16 protein-coding genes are annotated in these 18,382 nt (G+C 56.0%); 6 read left to right on the top strand and 10 right to left on the bottom strand.

Translation table 11 applies throughout. The annotated features are described in order from the left end of the window. Nucleotides 1–98: 98 nt before the first annotated feature. Complete coding sequence (locus ACS603_RS13965; protein WP_474944442.1) at nt 99–500, bottom strand: YgiW/YdeI family stress tolerance OB fold protein; 402 nt, start codon at nt 498–500, stop codon at nt 99–101. Between the two features lie 138 nt (nt 501–638). On the opposite strand from ACS603_RS13965, the gene qseB reads away from it, so the two are divergent. The 4 genes from qseB (at nt 639) to ACS603_RS13985 (ending at nt 3,677) form a co-directional block, all read left to right on the top strand. Beyond that, on the top strand, nt 639–1,298 hold the full coding sequence (qseB, locus tag ACS603_RS13970; protein WP_182062466.1) for a quorum sensing response regulator transcription factor QseB: 660 nt from the start codon (nt 639–641) through the stop codon (nt 1,296–1,298). Then, entirely contained in the window at nt 1,295–2,644 is a 1,350-nt protein-coding gene (gene qseC / locus ACS603_RS13975; protein WP_474944443.1) for a quorum sensing histidine kinase QseC, read from the top strand. Before qseB ends, qseC begins: the two co-directional genes overlap by 4 nt. Before the next feature lie 106 nt (nt 2,645–2,750). Continuing rightward, nucleotides 2,751–3,332, top strand: coding sequence for an NAD(P)H-dependent oxidoreductase (locus tag ACS603_RS13980; protein ID WP_474944444.1), 582 nt, complete (start codon nt 2,751–2,753; stop codon nt 3,330–3,332). Between the two features lie 30 nt (nt 3,333–3,362). After that, the gene (locus ACS603_RS13985; RefSeq protein WP_315686856.1) at nt 3,363–3,677 is read left to right on the top strand and encodes a putative quinol monooxygenase; all 315 of its coding nucleotides are present in this window, start codon (nt 3,363–3,365) and stop codon (nt 3,675–3,677) included. A 63-nt stretch (nt 3,678–3,740) separates the two neighbouring features. Here the strand turns inward: ACS603_RS13985 and ACS603_RS13990 are convergent, their stop codons facing one another. The 3 genes from ACS603_RS13990 to ACS603_RS14000 are packed head-to-tail and all read right to left on the bottom strand — an operon-like array spanning nt 3,741 to nt 8,074. After that, complete coding sequence (locus ACS603_RS13990; protein ID WP_446491492.1) at nt 3,741–4,928, bottom strand: glycoside hydrolase family 88 protein; 1,188 nt, start codon at nt 4,926–4,928, stop codon at nt 3,741–3,743. 27 nt (nt 4,929–4,955) lie between these two features. Beyond that, nucleotides 4,956–6,224 (bottom strand): oligosaccharide MFS transporter, encoded by a 1,269-nt coding sequence (locus ACS603_RS13995; RefSeq protein ID WP_446491493.1) that lies wholly within the window; start codon nt 6,222–6,224, stop codon nt 4,956–4,958. Between the two features lie 32 nt (nt 6,225–6,256). After that, nucleotides 6,257–8,074, bottom strand: a complete 1,818-nt coding sequence (locus ACS603_RS14000) for a DUF2264 domain-containing protein (RefSeq protein ID WP_474944445.1) — start codon at nt 8,072–8,074, stop codon at nt 6,257–6,259. 166 nt (nt 8,075–8,240) lie between these two features. On the opposite strand from ACS603_RS14000, the gene ACS603_RS14005 reads away from it, so the two are divergent. Continuing rightward, entirely contained in the window at nt 8,241–9,095 is an 855-nt protein-coding gene (locus tag ACS603_RS14005) for a helix-turn-helix transcriptional regulator (RefSeq protein WP_182062473.1), read from the top strand. A gap of 94 nt (nt 9,096–9,189) precedes the next feature. Here ACS603_RS14005 and ACS603_RS14010 read toward each other — a convergent pair whose 3' ends face one another. From ACS603_RS14010 to ACS603_RS14030, 5 genes are read right to left on the bottom strand one after another with little or no spacing between them, the layout of a single operon-like run. Beyond that, on the bottom strand, nt 9,190–10,077 hold the full coding sequence (locus tag ACS603_RS14010) for a MurR/RpiR family transcriptional regulator (RefSeq protein ID WP_474944446.1): 888 nt from the start codon (nt 10,075–10,077) through the stop codon (nt 9,190–9,192). Continuing rightward, nucleotides 10,074–11,024, bottom strand: a complete 951-nt coding sequence (locus ACS603_RS14015) for an iron-siderophore ABC transporter substrate-binding protein (RefSeq protein ID WP_182062475.1) — start codon at nt 11,022–11,024, stop codon at nt 10,074–10,076. Before ACS603_RS14015 ends, ACS603_RS14010 begins: the two co-directional genes overlap by 4 nt. Nucleotides 11,025–11,033: 9 nt before the next feature. Next, nucleotides 11,034–12,086, bottom strand: a complete 1,053-nt coding sequence (locus ACS603_RS14020) for a FecCD family ABC transporter permease (protein ID WP_474944447.1) — start codon at nt 12,084–12,086, stop codon at nt 11,034–11,036. Further along, nucleotides 12,083–13,066 carry a FecCD family ABC transporter permease gene (locus ACS603_RS14025; protein ID WP_474944448.1) on the bottom strand — a complete coding sequence of 328 codons (984 nt, stop codon included), beginning with the start codon at nt 13,064–13,066 and terminating at the stop codon, nt 12,083–12,085. The genes ACS603_RS14020 and ACS603_RS14025 overlap by 4 nt, the downstream gene beginning before the upstream one ends. Then, entirely contained in the window at nt 13,063–13,875 is an 813-nt protein-coding gene (locus tag ACS603_RS14030) for an ABC transporter ATP-binding protein (RefSeq protein WP_474944449.1), read from the bottom strand. Before ACS603_RS14030 ends, ACS603_RS14025 begins: the two co-directional genes overlap by 4 nt. A 385-nt stretch (nt 13,876–14,260) precedes the next feature. Between ACS603_RS14030 and ACS603_RS14035 the strand changes: the two genes are divergently transcribed. After that, complete coding sequence (locus ACS603_RS14035) at nt 14,261–16,402, top strand: TonB-dependent siderophore receptor (protein WP_182062479.1); 2,142 nt, start codon at nt 14,261–14,263, stop codon at nt 16,400–16,402. Between the two features lie 84 nt (nt 16,403–16,486). Here ACS603_RS14035 and parE read toward each other — a convergent pair whose 3' ends face one another. Beyond that, nucleotides 16,487–18,379, bottom strand: a complete 1,893-nt coding sequence (gene parE / locus ACS603_RS14040) for a DNA topoisomerase IV subunit B (RefSeq protein WP_182062480.1) — start codon at nt 18,377–18,379, stop codon at nt 16,487–16,489. Nucleotides 18,380–18,382: the final 3 nt, after the last annotated feature.

Consider the following 18,382-nt stretch of genomic DNA (forward strand, 5'->3'; position numbering starts at 1 on the left):
AGAAACCTGCCGGTTTCAGGCAATATTGCCGCAGATACTACCCTATCTGGCGTGTTGAGTCACAAAGAAAAAGGGCCAGGTATGTGGCCCTTTTGGGGTTATTTATTCAGCCTGGTAACCTGCTTCACGTCGATTTCGAAATCGTTCCACTCTTTATCGACCTTACCCTGGATCTCCACTTTATCCTGCGGGCTGACCGTCACGCCGTTCCAGCGTTTGTGGTCGATTTCCACATTGACGGTGCCGGTTTCATCGCGGAAGGTATAGCGGTCATCAGACAGGCGCTGCGTGATGTTCCCGCGCAGTTTCACCCAGCTATCGTCTTTCATCTCTTTGACTTTCAGCGCGGTGGTGAGGTTGGCGTCGTTATCAATAAAACCGCCCTGCTGAGTTTGCGTCTTCGCGGTGGTGGCTGTTGGGCCAGTAAAGCCCCCTTCTGCCGCAAAGAGCGGAGCCGTGGTCATCATCATGATGGCACCAATAGCAGCTAATTTTTTCATTTTATCTCTCCCTTTAATGTCGGTTCGCAGTCCATTAAACAGGGTAATCCTTAACAACTTCTTAAGGGGAAAATTTATTTATTATTGCTGTACAGCAGGCTTGCCCAGAGGGTTTACTGGCGTTATCAAGGAGGGAATATGCGCATCTTACTGGTAGAAGACGACAGGCTGATTGGCGATGGCCTTAAAGCCGGGCTGACGAAAATGGGCTTTAGTGTGGACTGGTTTACCGAGGGTAAAACGGGCAAAGCCGCGTTGTACGCAGCCCCCTACGATGCCGTGGTACTCGACCTGACGCTGCCGGAAATCGACGGTCTTGATATCCTGCGTGCATGGCGTGAAAACGGCCGCAGCGAGCCGGTGCTGATTTTAACGGCACGGGATGCGCTCAACCAGCGGGTTGAAGGCCTGCGTCTTGGCGCAGATGACTATCTCTGCAAGCCCTTCGCCCTGATAGAAGTGGCTGCACGCCTGGAAGCGCTGGTACGCCGCAGCCACGGCCAGGCGCGCAGTGAACTGCGCCACGGTAGCGTGGTACTTGACCCCACAAGCCTGATTGCCACACGCAATGGCGAAACTCTGGCGCTCAAACCCAAAGAGTTCGCGCTGCTGGAACTGCTGATGCGCAACGCCGGGCGCGTGCTGCCGCGCAAACTCATCGAAGAGAAGCTCTACAACTGGGACGATGATGTCTCCAGCAATACCGTGGAAGTTCACGTCCATCATCTGCGCCGCAAGCTCGGCACTGATTTTATCCGCACGGTGCACGGCATCGGCTACACCCTGGGTGACGCATGAAACTGACTCAACGCCTGAGCCTGAAACTGCGCCTGACGCTCCTCTTTTTATTGCTGTCACTGACGGCGTGGTTTGCCGCCAGCGTGGTGGCCTGGCAGCAGACCTCGCACAAGCTCGATAAGCTGTTCGATACGCAACAAATGCTGTTTGCCAAACGGCTGTTGACCATGAATTTGGACGAGATCCATGCACCAGAACGGATGCGTGAGCTCCCGAAAAAGGCCAAACATGGCCGCCTGGACGATGACGCGCTGGCTTTCGCTATCTACTCCCCCGACGGAAAAATGCTGCTGAATGACGGTGAAAATGGCCGTGATATTCCGTATCACTATCGCCGCGAGGGGTTCGACAACGGGCTATTGAAAGACGATAACGACGCGTGGCGTTTTTTATGGCTCACCGCGCCAGACGGCAAATACCGGGTGGTGGTCGGCCAGGAGCGGGAATACCGTCAGGAAATGGCGCTGGATATTGTCAGTTCGCAGCTTATGCCGTGGATGGTGGCACTACCCGTCATGCTGCTGTTGCTTATCGTGCTGCTGAGTCGGGAACTGAAGCCGCTGAAAAATCTGGCGCAAACCCTACGCTCACGCTCGCCGGATGCCACCGACAAGCTGCCGACTGGCGGCGTGCCGACCGAAGTTCGCCCGCTGCTTGATGCGCTCAATCATCTGTTCATGCGCACCCAGGAGATGATGAGCCGTGAACGCCGTTTTACGTCTGATGCCGCTCACGAACTGCGTAGCCCGCTCACTGCGCTGAAAGTACACACCGATGTGGCGCAGCTTTCCCTGGATGACCCGCAGTTGCAGGCTAACGCCCTGGCGCAGCTGCACGCTGGGATTGACCGGGCATCGCGCCTGGTGGATCAGCTTCTGACGCTATCGCGCCTGGATTCTCTGGAAAACCTGGATGACGTTGAAACCCTGCCGATGGCCGATGTGCTGCAATCCGCCGTGATGGATTGTTATCATCCCGCGCAGCAGGCAGGCATCGACGTGCGGCTTCAGGTCAATGCCCCGCAGACCACGCATACCGGGCAGCAGCTTTTGCTCAGCCTGCTGGTGCGTAATCTGCTGGACAACGCCGTGCGTTACAGTCCGCGCGGCAGCGTGGTGAACGTTACGCTCGACGCCCGCAGTTTTACCGTGCGTGATAACGGGCCGGGGATTGCACCCGAGGCGCTGGCGCGGATCGGTGAGCGCTTTTACCGCCCGCCGGGGCAGACTGAAACGGGTAGCGGCCTGGGGTTATCTATCGTGAAGCGCATTGCTGCGCTGCACGGGATGCAGGTTTCTCTGGGTAATGCGCCGGAAGGCGGATGTGAGGTAAAAGTCAGTTGGTAACCTCATTATTGCTTCTCAGGCAAAAGACTTTGCACATTTTGCTCATTTTATCGTTTCGCCCTCGCGCGTAGAATTGTTGCCAAAATCGCATTAACGAGGACAAATAATGAGCAACATCCTGATTATCAACGGCGCGAAAGAGTTCGCGCACTCTAAAGGCCAGCTGAATGACACCCTGACCGAGGTCGCGGACGGTTTCCTGCGCGACGCCGGGCATGATGTTAAAGTTGTACGCGCAGACAGCGACTACGACATCAAAGCAGAAGTGCAGAATTTCCTGTGGGCGGATGTGATTGTCTGGCAGATGCCAGGCTGGTGGATGGGCGCGCCGTGGACGGTGAAAAAGTATATGGACGATGTGTTCACCGAAGGGCACGGTTCACTGTACGCCAGCGATGGTCGTACCCGTTCAGATGGGTCTAAAAAATACGGTTCTGGCGGCCTGATTCAGGGTAAAAAATACATGCTGTCGCTGACCTGGAATGCGCCAATGGAAGCCTTTACCGAAAAAGACCAGTTCTTTGAAGGCGTGGGTGTAGACGGTGCATATCTGCCATTCCACAAAGCCAACCAGTTCCTGGGGATGGAGCCACTGCCGACCTTTATCGTCAATGACGTGATTAAAATGCCGGACGTCCCGCGCTATATCGCAGAATATCGCAAGCATCTCGGCGAGATTTTTGCTTAACTGGTAGCCTGGAATTAGAAGGAGTTAACCATGCTTACCGTTATTGCTGAAATCCGTACTCGTCCAGGTCAACATCACCGCCAGGCGGTGCTGGATCAGTTCGCGAAGATTATCCCGACCGTACTGAAAGAAGAAGGCTGCCACGGCTACGCGCCGATGGTTGATGCCACGACAAACGCCAGCTTCCAGGCAACTGCGCCCGATTCAATCATTATGGTTGAACTGTGGGAAACCGTGGCGCACCTTGAAGCACACCTGCAAACCGCGCACATGAAAGCGTGGAGCGATGCGGTGAAAGGTGACGTACTGGAAACCCATATCCGTATTCTGGAGCAAGGGGTTTAAGTTCGGTTGACCCTGAACCGTAGGCCCGGTAAGCGCTAGCGCCACCGGGCTTTGTTTTATCCACTACCAGTACAACTTCCAGCTCTGGGTAAACCGCACCAGCGCCTCAACGTAGAAGTAATCCCCCCAGCTTGCGCACTCATCCACCCCTTTGTTGCTCGCCAGATGATAGACCGAGTGCTTCAGCAGCCCGTTGCCCTTCTCGTCTTTGCCCATCAGGTAGTGCTTTGTGAGCGATGACATGATCCCTTTTGCCCACTCAAGATAATGTTCTCTGTCGGGATCGGTTACCGGCAGATGCTTCACCAGCTCCAGCAATCCGCACACCGCAATGGCCGCCGATGACGAATCGCGCAGCGCATCGGTTCCCACCAGCGCCAGATCCCAGTGGCAGACGTAATCTTCCGGCAGGCGGTTAAGGAAGTAGTTCGCCAGCCGTTTGGACAGAGCGATCATCGTCTCATCGCCGGTATAGATGTAGCTCAGCAGAAAACCGTAAATTCCCCACGCCTGCCCGCGCGACCAGCAGGAGTCATCGGCATAGCCCTGCTGAGTGTTGCCATAACGCGGCGCGCCGGTGACCACATCCATATAGTAAGTGTGGAACGTCGAGGCATCTTCGCGGATAAGATAGGTTGCCGCCTGCATCACGTGGGCTTTCGCCGCATCGGCAAAACGGGGATCGCCCGTCTGTTCGGTTGCCCAGTAGAGCAGCGGCAGGTTCATGTTGCAGTCGATTATCATCCGCCCGGCCTGTTCCGGATCGGCCAGATCGCCCCACGCCTGAATGATTTTCGCTTTCTCGTGGAAGCGCTCCAGCAGCGCTTCTGCCGCCAGCAGAGAGAAACCGCGCGCTTCACGGTTGCCGGTCAGTCGCCAGGCCGACACGCAGGAAAGCGTATACAAAAAGCCTAAATCGTGGGTGTTGGTGTCGTGACGCCCGGCGATACGCAGGCCAAATGAGCGCACATGCTTTTCCGCCATCGCGCGGAATTTCTCCTCCCCGCTCATCTCCCACGCCAGCCAAAGCTGCCCAGTCCAGAAGCTGGTTGTCCACTCCACGTTGTCCGTCAGCGGATAAACCCCCTCCTGGCAGGTTTCCGCAGGGAAGCGCTCGCCGAACGCCGTTAAGTGACGGCCAATCAGGTCGAGGATATGGCTGCGTGCCGAACTCAGTTCATCACCAAACGCACGCGGATCAACGGGTGCAGGAATAGCGGGCAGGCGCTCTTCAGTGATACGACTTAACATATTTCGGTTCCTTCTTTGACGGCTTCATTAGCGAGTGGAATGTTGTTCTGCAACCTTCAGCGCCTGTGCGCTGCGCCATTTGCACTGGCAGGCAGATAACGTAAAAGCAGAAATAAGGGTAAAGGTCAGCGCCGTGGCGCCCATGATGATGTAGGTCTGTTCAAAACCGATGCGGTCATACAGTAAACCCGCCGGTGAAGAGACCACCACATTGCCGACATACAGCATCGCCTGATACCCCAGTAAATACATGGTGGCATTAACGCGTTTATCGAAATGTTCGGCGATATATTTAAATACTGAAACCAGCAACAGACAGATTTCCAGACCGTAGAGCGGCTTCAGGACGGAAATTAATAAATGGGAATCGCACAGACCGGAAATAATCAGCCGCGCGCCAACAATCAGCCCGACAATTAATAACCCGCGCTTGGCACCGATGAAATTCACAAACAGTGGGATCACCATATACATGATGAACTCCATCCCCGACTGCACCGTGCCCAGATAGCCAAACACCGCGTTACCCTGATGAACATCATCGAAGAAGGTGACGAAATAGCGCGAGAACTGCTGCTCGGCGATAAACATCATCCACGCCACGCCTGCCACATACAGGCAGAAGGCCCAGAATTTACGGTTACGCAGCAAAGCGTAGACATCCGCCGGGGCGATTTTCTCTTTGGTTAACACCTCGCTTGCATGAGCGGAGTTAGTGTTCACTTTCAGGCTAATCAACACCACCAGCATAATGACCGAGGCTACGCTGCCCATGATAAAGTTATAGGCCGGAGAGAGGTTAAACAGCAGGCCAGAGAAAGAGGACGCCACCGCCCAGCCAAGCGAACCCCACATACGAATTTGGCCAAATTCCATACCGTTTAAGCGGCTGAAACGGTCAGAATAGGATTCGCACGCCGCCACCCCCGCATACCAGGCAAAGCTTAAATAGAGCGCACCGAGGATAATCCCCAGCAGGGTGTTGGACATTAACAGCGGCTGGTAAACATAAATAAAGAACGGAGCCATCAGGGCCGACATCGCCACCACAAAATAGAGCAGGTATTTGCTCATGCCGATCTTATCGAGAATATAGCCATAGATGGGTTTCAGAATAACGGAGAACACACCGTTAACCGCAAATACCGTCCCGATAACCGTACCGCTGAGATTGGCTTTTTGTCCGAGCCAGATTGCCAGCAGGCCAATACTGGCCGACCAGGTAAAAAAGTAGAGAAAAATAAAACTGCTTATTTTGTAATATTCGGTTCTGTTATTCGTAGATGTATTTTTCATATCATCCTCGCCGACGTGTAGGGCCAGAGTTTTTATAATGTGAACGACAGCTGACGTTCGCCTCCAGGTTCGCGGATCACGACCTGGTGATGAGTAATATTCAGTTGCGGCACTGCCGCGTAGTGTTGTTGTTTTTCACTGGCGATGACGGCACAACACAGCCAGCTCTCCCCTTGCGGGATATCGGTTTTCAGCAGCGGAACAGAGGCGCACTCCGGGAACATAATGCTGCTGTTCGGCGGCGTCACGATGCTGTCTGGCTGGCGCAACAGTTCTGGCGACAGGCACACAATGGCGCTGCTGCCGTTTTGCGCGTCCAGGTAACAGCCGTGCTCGCGAAGTTGATGTTCAGCTTTCATCACGGCAAAGCCCCCCTCCACCGTTTGCAGAACGCGGGCGCTGTTGATACGGTGCAGGCGCAAATGCCATTCCCCGAACGGGACTTGCCAGGTTTCGATATGGACGTCGTGCCACGGTGACCAGCGTGAATAGAGGTAATTTTCATCCACCCGTACCGCGTCGCACCCGCGGCGACCGCGGAAGTAGTTATCCCCGTCAGCCAGCAGCAGCATGGAGTCACAGGCGGCGTGCTTCAGGCCATAACGCCCGCGTTCAATGGTGAAACCAAAATGGCTGGAGTAGGCAAATTTGGTGTATTTGGCTTCGGTATTGACGTAGTTATTCAGTTCAAGCTGCCCGGCGGTGAGCAACGTGACATGCTGCGATGCGTCCGCGTGTATCAGGATCTGTTGGGCATGGGGGATCACCTGTTTTTCAGCAAGCGCGGGCAACGGCTGCTCTTCGGCCTGCCAGAACGGGTGAGTCTCTGGTAGAGCCAGGATCAGGTATGTTTTCAGCGCCCAGTACGGTGAGCCAGGGGAGTTGTAGTCTTCACACATCGCCAGGTTGGGATAGGCAAAGCCGAGCGTCAGAATACCGTCACGATCGGTAATGGGCTGCTGTTGCCACCAGCGCAGATGGCGCAGAACAATCCCTTTCACGATACCCGGCGTGAACACCTCCAGCCCGGAAAAGGCCACCGCACTCCAGAAGGCAACCATCGCAAAGCGGTAGGTCAGGCTGCGGCCAAACGGCACCGACGCGCCATCAGCGGCAGACATATAAATAAAGTCCGTGGCAAACAGACGCGAGCGTTCACGCAGAATGGTCGCCCTCGGTTCATCACCACTCAGGGTCGCGTAAATCAGACCGTAGAAGTGGAACGCCATCGAGATGTAATAATCTTTCGGTCGCCCTGGGCCGTCGGAATACCAGCCATCACCCAGATAGTAGGCGTCCATCATCGCAAAACGCTCATCGATGGCCCGTTGGCTGAACGGCAGCCCGGCGCGTTTAAACCCAAGCTGAACCATAATGGCAAAGTAGTTCCAGTTGCTGTCCGGCATCTGGGCATCTGTTATCTGGTTCAGCCAGGTGTGCAGATTCATCAACTCGCGCTCCGTGAACTGCGACGTCAGTGTGTCCTGCAACAGTGACAGCCCCAGCCCGTACGACGCCATCTCTACCAGACGCTGATCGTAAGGCGCGGTTTCCCCCCAATAGCCCTCGCTGTGCGGATCGGTACCAGACCGGATAGCCGCAATGTACTTGTTGCTAAACGCGGTGGTTTCACCGGATGCCATCAGCGGGAATAGCCCCCACAATGCTCGAGAAAGCCCCTCCATCTGCGCGATATCCGTAGCGTAATGCGCACAGGTATCCCCCAGCGAAAAGCGCGAATGACCTGCCGGAAACTGCGTATCCAGCGCACTCAGCAGGGTATTTAACGCCGCCACTACATCCTGGCGGGAAGACAATGGATTTGATTTTTCTTTATTTACCGCCGACATAGGCTTGTCCTCGTCATCAACTGCGGCAAAGCATAGTGAATCCTCGGGGGGCAGAAATGTTAGCCATGTCACAGGAGAGAGTGATGAATAAACTCGCAGTTGAGAAAATTTAAAAAGGTGGTTTATAAAGATAGTCAGACGGGGAAAAGTTGAGTTTTATTGCACTATGCGCGACACGCTAAAATCCGATCATCTTGAGCTGATCACCTTAAACGATGCCATTGCGTCGTTTAGCCGACTCTTTGCCAATACCGTGCGTTATCACCACTGGCATCAGTGTCTGGAAATTCTGTATGTGGAGGAAGGATTTGGCGTGGCGATTGTTGATAACCGCCACTACACCATGCGCCCCGGGCGACTGTTTTTCTTCCCACCCTTTACCCTTCACAAAGTGATGGTGGATGAGCAGGCAGAGGCGATTTATCGACGCACCATTATTCACCTCGATCCCCATGCGGTGCTGAAGGTACTGCGTGATTTCCCGCAGACCCTGCAACGATTACAAAAGCTCTCACGCCGTGGCGGGGAGGCCTGGGTCGCGGATGTGTTTGCCAGCCACGCGCACATTGATCACCTGCTGGAGTGCTATGCAAAGCGCGCCAGCGTTCAGCCCCTTAACAGTGAAAATATTGCCAGCCTGCTGATTAGCCTGTTTGCCATGTTACCCGGTGATAATGACGGAGCACCCGGCAGCAGCCACGGGATCGCAAGCCAGGTGATGTTCTGGCTCGATGAACACTATCGGGAAAAATTCAGGCTGGATGCGCTGGCCGAAGAGCTGGGGAAGTCACGAAGCTACGTGTCGCGAAAATTCCATGCTGAAACGGGCGAGAAGATCCACGACTATCTGAACACTATCAGGCTGCGGAAGGCGTGCGAATGCCTGCTGCACACGGATGCCAGCGTACGTGAAATAGCCGAACAGGTGGGTTTTTCCGACGTGACCTGGTTTATCAGTGCATTCAGGAAGGGGATTGGCGAAACGCCGTTGCAGTACCGGAAGAACCATGCTGACCGCTGAGCGGGGTTATTGCCGGGTGGCGGCTACGCCTTACCCGGCCTACAAAACGACAAAACCGTAGGCCCGCGCAAGCGCAGCGCCGCCGGGTATTTTATCAACCGCTCTTCTTCCCCGGCTTTAACCCGCGATGAAACTCGTTGATGCGCTTCATCGACTTAATGGTGCGCTGCGGCTCGGTTGAGGCCACGGACAAAATAATCATCTCCAGACACAGCAGCACGGTGCCATGCAGCGGGATTTTGCCTTTCTCGCCGCCGCGCGGCACGTGGATGACCACGCTTGCCTCTTTACTGAAGCGCGACTCCAGCGCGTTAGTCAACAGGATGGTCGGAATGCCCAGACGCCTGGCTTCACGCAGGGTGGTTTGCCCTTCCCGATGAGCAGATTTCTGTGCCATCATCACCAGCACGTCACCCCGCTGAAGCGCAATCAGCTGCTCGGCCAGGCCAATGCCAGTACGGTTAAGGGGTGTGGCGGGCAGACCAATACGGCTGAACAGTCGGGCGGTGTATTCGGCCAGAATACCGGATGCGCCAATGCCAAAAATAGCGACCTGCCGTGCCTGCGCCAGCAGCGACACCGCCTGCGCCATCGCGTAACGGTTACCCGGCTCAGACAACACATCGCAGGTGTGTTGATGCCCTTCGAGCACAAAATCGATGCTCGCGTTCACGTCGCTGGTGAGGGTATTCACCGTGGTGGACATCTTTTCGCTGGAGCTCACCACCGGGCCAAACCACTGCTCCAGCGTTTGCTTCAGGTCGCGCAGCCCGGCAAAGCCCAGCGCCTGAATGGCACGGACCACGGTCGCATCGGAGGTTTTCAGCAGCGTGGCGATTTCCATTGCCGTCTGCTCCATTACTGCCTCACGGTTCTCATTGATATACCGCGCCACCAGCAGCAAGCGCGGTGTCAGCTGATGCCCGCGGGATCGGAAGCGTTCGCCATATACGTCTACCCGCGCTTTGTCTTTTCTGATCACCTGGAGGCCTCCGGCAGCGGACGCCCCGCTATCTGAGACTGCACCTGAGCGGCCATCAGCCCCAGTGAAGCGAATGAGTTTGAAATCGCCTCTTCACGGGAAATCAGGATGTAACGCCCGGTACGACAGGCATTCAGAAACTGACACCAGCCAGGCATCACCGCATCCATCGCCGCCAGCTCATCCTGCGGTTTTCCGCCCGTATCGCCACGCCAGGTAGCAAAGACAAAATCGGCGTCCAGCTCTGGCAGGCGCTCGGCGCTGACGTCAATACGCCCGCCATCCGGGATACTCTCGATAAGCGGCGGGAAGGTGAACCCGGCATCACGCAGCACGCGTCCCAGGGAGTGATAGCTGTGCATGGCGGTGATTTTGCCCTGATTAGCCTGAATCACCGACACCGTGATTTTGCGGGTATCAATGGTCGCTTTCAGCGCATTGATTTGCTCCTGATAGCGACGCTCAAGGATCTTCAGCCGCGCCTGCGTTCCCGTCAGTTGCGCCAGCTTGCGGTAAATTTCCGGCGCACCGCCATCGAGGTGATCGATACTCACCGTGGGGGCGATTTTTTCCAGTTGCTCAACCGGCGTGTTGCGGGTCGGCTCGGTGATGATCAGATCCGGTTTTGCGGCAGCAATGGCTTCGATATCGATATCCGCGGTGCCGATAAACCTGATGGAGGAGTTATCAAAATCAACGCCCGTTAACATCCCACTGGAGCGTATAAAATGGCTGCCGTCCGGTCGCGTGCGACCGTGGCTGGCAACCGGAGGCGCGCCAAGCTCGATTAAGGGGATAGTGATATCCAGATCGTGCAGCGAAACAATCCGTTGCGGATGAACGGGCACGGTAACCTTGCGCCCCAGATCGTCCGTGAACACCTGAGTCGGCTCTGCCGCACTCACCGAAAACCCGACCAGCAACAGCAATGAAAAAAGTACGCGCATCTTTATCCCCTAAAATCTGTCCCGACGCTGCCAGAGCAGCAGCAGGAAAAACGGCCCGCCAATTAAAGAAATCACAATGCCTGCGGGGAGTTGCAGCGGTAAAAACGCCAGACGACCGACGTTATCTGCCATCAGCACCAGCAGTGCGCCCAGCACGGCACTCCCCAACAACAATGCGGTTTGCCCGCCACGTAACAAGGCGCGCGCCATATGCGGGGCAATTAATCCGACAAACCCGATACTGCCCACGCAGGAGACACAGGCAGCAGTCAGCACTACAGGGGCGAGAAGGCGCAGCAGCGCCAGCCGTGGCGTACGAACGCCCAGCCCGGTGGCAGCCTGATTGCCGAGCAGGGCCACGTCGGCCGCACGGGCGGTAAAGAGCAGTAAGGCACATGCAGGCACAGCCCACCCTGCCGCCACGCTCACTAACGCCCAGTTTGCCGTATGCAGACTCCCCGCCAGCCACAGCATCGCGGTCTGGACATCACGCACGTCAGCCGTGGTCATAAAGACGCCCATTGCCGCCGCAAAAGCCCAGGAGACGCCAATACCGGTCAGAATAAAACGTGGCCGCGAAATATCACGCGCCAGAGCCACCACCAGTAATGCCGTCAGCAGCCCGCCGACCATACCCACTGCCGGACGCCAGAACAGGCTCAGCGCCGGGAACTGAAAAATCAGCAGCAACACCGTCGCGCTACAGCCCTCTTTCACGCCGATAAGCCCCGGGTCGGCCAGGCCATTACGGGTGATAGACTGCATTGCCGCCCCTGCCATCCCCAGCATGGCGCCACACAGTACGGCCATCAGCAGGCGTGGCAGACGAATATCCATCACGATGTAACGCGCATCCGCAGGCAGGCTTTCAGGGTAAAACAGCGCACGTCCGATAGCGGAAGTGGGAATAGGCAGTGAGCCGCGCGTCAGGCCAAAACTGAGCAGCAGCACCGTCATCAGCAGGAACAGCGTCAGGCACGCCAGCACGCGCGGGCGCACGAGCGCCGAAAAGGCGCCGATGCGTAACGGCCGCAGACCGGCTCGCAAAACCGCCCGCTTCATTTGAACATCCTCGATGCCATAACGATAAAGACCGGTGCGCCAACCAGCGCCGTCATAACGCCGGTGGCCAGCTCATAAGGGGTGAATAGCGTGCGGGCGGCCAGATCGGCAATCAGTAACACCAGCGCACCGCACACGGCAGAAAGCGGCACCATCACGCGAATATCTACTGACACCAGACGGCGGATCAACTGCGGTACCACCAGGCCAATAAACCCGATGGGCCCGGCAATGGAAACGGCAGCACCACACAGCAGCGCAATCGCCAGCAGTGCAAACAGGCGGGTTTTCAGCAGCGAAACGCCTAATCCCTGTGCCATACGGTCGCCCAGCGCCAGCATATTCAGCGATGGCGACAGCCACAGCGCCAGCGCGAAACCTGCACCAGCTACCCAGGATGCCGTGCGAACTATCTCGCCGTTTAATCCAGCCAAATCTCCCGCCAGCCAGGTACGCATGGCGAGCAGCGTCTGTTCATCCAGGATCAGCACGGCGGCGGTAATAGACGATGCGAATGCCGACAACGCCACGCCGCACAGAGTCACCTTCATCGGGGTTAACCCGGTGCGCCCGGCGGATGAGAACATCAGCACCAGCAGAAACAGCGCCCCGGCACCGGTCGCAGCAATCAGCGGGCGACCAAACGGCAGGCTAAGCCCCAGAGCACTGGTTAACACCACCGCCAGTGCTGCCCCGGCATTTAGCCCCAGAATATGCGGTTCCCCCAGCGGGTTGCGGATAACGGATTGCAGCAACACACCCGCCACGCCAAGCGCCGCGCCGGTGGTCAGCGCGGCGAACAAGCGCAGCAACCGCAGCTTAACGATGACGTTATGGTCGAAATTGCGCGGATCGAAATGAAGGAGCGCCTGCACCACCGTTTGCGGGGCAATAAAACGCGCGCCGACCCCCAGATGGGCAATGCCACCCGCCACCAGCAGCAGCGCAAAAAGGATGAAAGCCAGAGATGTGCGCATCATGGTTTTGCGGTTCCCTGACGAAAAGGCATAAAGAACGGCTTTCCGGTCAATGGGTTCACCGACATATGCACGTCGACATCAAAAACCGCTTTGATCAGTTCAGGCGTACAGGTATCGCCTTCATGAAGCACGCCCTGCACTTTTCCCTGCCGCAGAAAGACCAGCGAATCGCCATAGTTAACGGCAAAATTGAGATCATGGAGCACCACCACAACGGTACGTCCGTGATGGCGGGTCAGCGTGTGAAGTAGTTCCAGGATCTCGACCTGATAGCGAAGGTCGAGATACGTCGTCGGCTCATCCAGCAGGATATATGGCGTTTGCTGCGCCAGCGCCATGGCTATCCAGCAGCGCTGACGCTGGCCACCGGAAAGGCTTTCTACTGGCAGGTGAGCAAATTCCGTGGTGCCGGTCAGACGCAGGGCTTCTTCAACGGCGTGCTCGTCTTCGTCGCTCCACTGGCGCATAAAGTTTTGCCAGGGAAAGCGCCCGCGTGAAACCAGCTCAAACACGGTTAACCCTTCCGGCAGTATTGGCGATTGCGGAAGAATGCCCAGGCTGCGGGCAACCGCTTTGGTGGGTTGTTCATGAATTGCCTTCCCGTCCAGAAATGCGCTACCGCCAAGCGGCAGAAGCAGGCGCGCAATGGTACTGAGCAGGGTGGATTTTCCGCAGCCGTTCGCCCCAATCAGGACAGTCATTTTCTGCTGAGGGATCGCCAGGGAAATATCATCAACGATGATTTTTTTCTGATAGCCAGCAGAGAGGTTTTCAAGCACCAACCCCTGCTTTTTCGTGTTATGAGCCACGTGAACGCCAACTTAATAAAATGACAAACAAATAAAAATAAAACTCATTCTCTTTTGGGAGTTTGCCGCTGCGCCATGTAGTAGTCAAGCGAATAAATACCCTGAAAAACCCAGGGATAATGACGGACTACTACGCTAACAACATCTTTGTTAATCCTTTTATTTTCAGATTGTTAAAAAAGGAATGACCGGTCATGTACGGGTGTTTTTCTTTTGTAGTCGATTTTTTCTGTTTTCCATTTACTACTACATTCCAGCGTGATTGAATGATTCTCAATTACATGTTCGATGCCTGACATGGCGAACGGACAGAGCGTTAAGGGCAATGAATCACACATTCTTCCGCGAACATTCATGCGCGGGATATTTCGGGAAAACAGATGTAATGGCTAAGTTCACACCTTCTCTCTCTGGGGTAAAAGGGCGCGCGCTCTTTTCACTGTTATTCATCACACCGCTGGTACAGGCCGCAGATACCACAACGGCTAAAGATGGCGAAACGCTGACTGTTACCGCCGATCCAAATGCAACCACCGATGCCACAAACGGCTATCAGCCGCTGAACACCTCCACCGCTACACTGACCAACATGCCAATGCTGGACATCCCGCAGGTGGTGAATACCGTCAGCGATAAGGTGCTTGAAGATCAGCACGCTACCACGCTCGACGAAGCGCTGTATAACGTCAGCAACGTTGTGCAGACCAACACCCTGGGCGGCACCCAGGATGCGTTTGTACGCCGGGGCTTTGGCGCTAATCGCGATGGCTCAATCATGACTAACGGCCTGCGCACCGTACTGCCGCGCAGCTTTAACGCGTCAACCGAGCGTGTGGAAGTGCTGAAAGGCCCGGCGTCGACCCTGTACGGCATTCTCGATCCTGGCGGCTTGATTAACGTGGTCACCAAACGCCCGGAAACGACGTTTGGCGGTTCAATTTCAGCCACCTCTTCCAGCTTTGGCGGCGGGACCGGGCAATTCGATGTTACTGGCCCGATTGAAGGGACGCGCCTTGCCTGGCGCCTGACGGGTGAATATCAGGACGAAGATTACTGGCGTAACTTCGGCACAGAACGCAGCACCTTTATCGCCCCATCGCTGACCTGGTTTGGCGATGATGCCACCGTCACGGTGCTCTACTCCCATCGCGACTATAAGACACCGTTCGATCGTGGAACGATCTTCGATCTCAATACCAAACAGGCGGTAAAGGTTGACCGAAAAACCCGCTTTGATGAGCCGTTTAACATCACCGACGGGCAATCCGACCTGGCGCAGCTCAACGCGGAATACCGCCTGAACAGCCAGTGGACCGCGAAGTTCGACTATAGCTACAGCCAGGATAAATACAGCGACAACCAGGCGCGCGTGATGGCCTATGACTCTGCCACCGGCAACCTGACCCGCCGTGTGGATGCAACGCAAGGCTCGACGCAGCGAATGCACACCACCCGTGCCGATTTGCAGGGAAATGTAGATATCGCCGGCTTCTACAACGAGATCCTGACCGGCATCTCCTATGAGAATTACGATCTGCTGCGCACGGATATGATCCGCTGTAAGAACGTGAAAGATTTCAACATCTATAACCCGACCTACGGCAATACCGGTAAATGTACAACCGTTTCTGCGTCCGATAGTGACCAGACGATCAAGCAGGAGAGCTACTCCGCCTATGCGCAGGACGCGTTGTATCTGACCGATAAATGGATCGCCGTCGCCGGGATGCGTTACCAGTACTACACCCAGTATGCGGGTAAAGGCCGTCCGTTTAACGTTAACACCGACAGCCGTGACGATCAGTGGACGCCGAAGCTGGGCCTGGTCTACAAGCTGACGCCAAACGTGTCGCTGTTTGCTAACTATTCGCAGACGTTTATGCCGCAATCCTCTATTGCGAGCTATATCGGCGACCTGCCACCAGAGACGTCAAATGCTTACGAAGTGGGTGCAAAGTTTGACCTGTTCAACGGCATTACCGCCAATATCGCGCTGTTTGATATTCATAAGCGCAATGTGCTGTATACCGAAAGCGTGGGGGATGAAACCATCGCCAAAACCGCAGGCCGCGTGCGCTCGCAGGGCGTGGAAGTGGATCTCGCCGGATCGCTCACCGAGAACACCAACATCATCGCCAGCTACGGTTATACCGATGCCAAAGTGCTGGAAGATCCTGATTACGCGGGTAAACCGCTGCCAAACGTGCCACGTCACACTGGCTCCCTGTTCCTGACCTACGACATTCATAACGTGATCGGCGGGAATACCCTGACGCTTGGCGGCGGCGGGCACGGCGTGAGCCGTCGTTCAGCTACCAACGGTGCGGATTACTATCTGCCAGGTTACGTCGTTGCGGATGCGTTTGCGGCGTATAAGATGAAGCTGCAATACCCGGTGACGTTGCAGGTGAACGTGAAGAACCTGTTTGATAAAACCTACTACACCTCTTCAATCGCCACCAATAACCTGGGCAACCAGATTGGCGATCCACGCGAAGTGCAGTTTACGGTGAAGATGGAGTTTTGATGTAAAAAGGCCCGGGGCGCTATCGCTTACCGGGCCTACGATCCAATACCCTCTCCCACCGGGAGAGGGTCAGGATGAGGAGCATCACCCCTCAATATCTGCCAGATCGCCTTTTTCCTGCAACCAGTTGCGTCGGTCTTCCGAACGTTTCTTGGCCAGCAGCATATCCATCATGGCGTTGGTTTGCTGTTCGTCTTCATCGCTGATCGTCAATTGCACCAGGCGGCGCGTGTTCGGATCCAGCGTGGTTTCACGCAGCTGCATCGGGTTCATTTCGCCCAGCCCTTTAAAGCGCTGAACGTTTGGTTTGCCCTTCTTGCGCTTAAGCTGTTCAAGCACGCCCGCTTTCTCTTCTTCCGTCAGCGCGTAATACACCTCTTTGCCGAGGTCGATACGGTACAGCGGCGGCAGCGCCACGTGGACGTGACCGTTTTTCACCAGCGTTCTGAAATGCTTCACAAACAGCGCACAGAGCAGCGTGGCAATGTGCAGACCATCGGAGTCCGCATCCGCGAGGATACACACTTTACCGTAGCGCAGCTGGCTCAGATCGTCGCTGTCAGGATCGATGCCAATCGCCACAGAGATATCGTGAACTTCCTGGGACGCCAGCACTTCATCAGAAGAGACTTCCCAGGTATTCAGGATCTTACCCTTGAGCGGCATGATCGCCTGATATTCACGATCGCGCGCCTGTTTGGCGGATCCACCTGCCGAGTCTCCTTCAACAAGGAACAGTTCGGTACGGTTGAGATCCTGTGCGGTGCAGTCTGCCAGTTTGCCCGGCAGCGCAGGGCCGCTGGTCAGCTTTTTACGCACCACTTTCTTCGCCGCACGCAGACGACGCTGCGCGCTGGAAATCGCCATTTCAGCCAGCATTTCTGCCGCCTGAACGTTCTGGTTCAGCCACAGAGTAAAGGCATCTTTGACCACGCCAGAAACGAAGGCCGCGCACTGGCGCGATGACAGACGCTCTTTGGTCTGACCGGCAAACTGCGGGTCTTGCATCTTCACGGACAGAACGTACGCGCAGCGATCCCAGATATCTTCCGCCGACAGCTTCACGCCGCGCGGCAGAATATTGCGGTATTCGCAGAACTCGCGCATCGCGTCCAGTAAGCCCTGGCGCAGGCCGTTTACGTGCGTACCGCCAAGCATGGTTGGGATCAGGTTGACGTAGCTTTCCGTCAGCAGCTCGCCGCCTTCTGGCAGCCACAGCAGCGCCCAATCCACTGCTTCGGTGTCACCGTTAAAATTACCGACAAACGGTTTTTCCGGCAGCGTCGGCAGGCCGTTTACTGCTTCGCACAGATAGTCGTTCAGACCATCGGCGTAGCACCAGGTTTGTTCGGTGTTGTTAACGTGATCTTTAAAGGTGATTTCCACGCCCGGGCAGAGCACTGCTTTGGCTTTCAGCAGGTGCGTCAGGCGAGAAACGGAAAAACGTGGGCTGTCGAAGAAGCTTTCGTCTGGCCAGAAATGAACACTGGTGCCGGTCGTGCGTTTACCGCATGTCCCTACAACCTGGAGCTCTTGCACTTTTTCGCCGTTTTCAAACGCGATGTTATACACCTGGCCATCGCGCTTCACATTGACTTCTACGCGTCGGGACAGGGCGTTAACCACGGAGATCCCCACGCCGTGCAGGCCGCCCGAGAACTGGTAGTTCTTGTTAGAGAACTTACCGCCCGCGTGCAGACGACAGAGGATCAGCTCAACAGCAGGTACACCCTCTTCCGGGTGAATATCGACCGGCATCCCACGACCATCATCAATCACTTCCAGCGACTGATCGGCGTGCAGGATCACGTCTACGCGTTTGGCATGACCTGCCAGCGCTTCGTCCACACTGTTATCAATAACTTCCTGGCCCAGGTGGTTTGGGCGCGTCGTATCGGTGTACATCCCCGGGCGGCGGCGAACCGGCTCAAGCCCGGTGAGTACCTCAATGGCATCAGCGTTATAGGTTTGCGTCATGAT

Source organism: Enterobacter sp. Li2LvB3 (assembly GCF_056156645.1).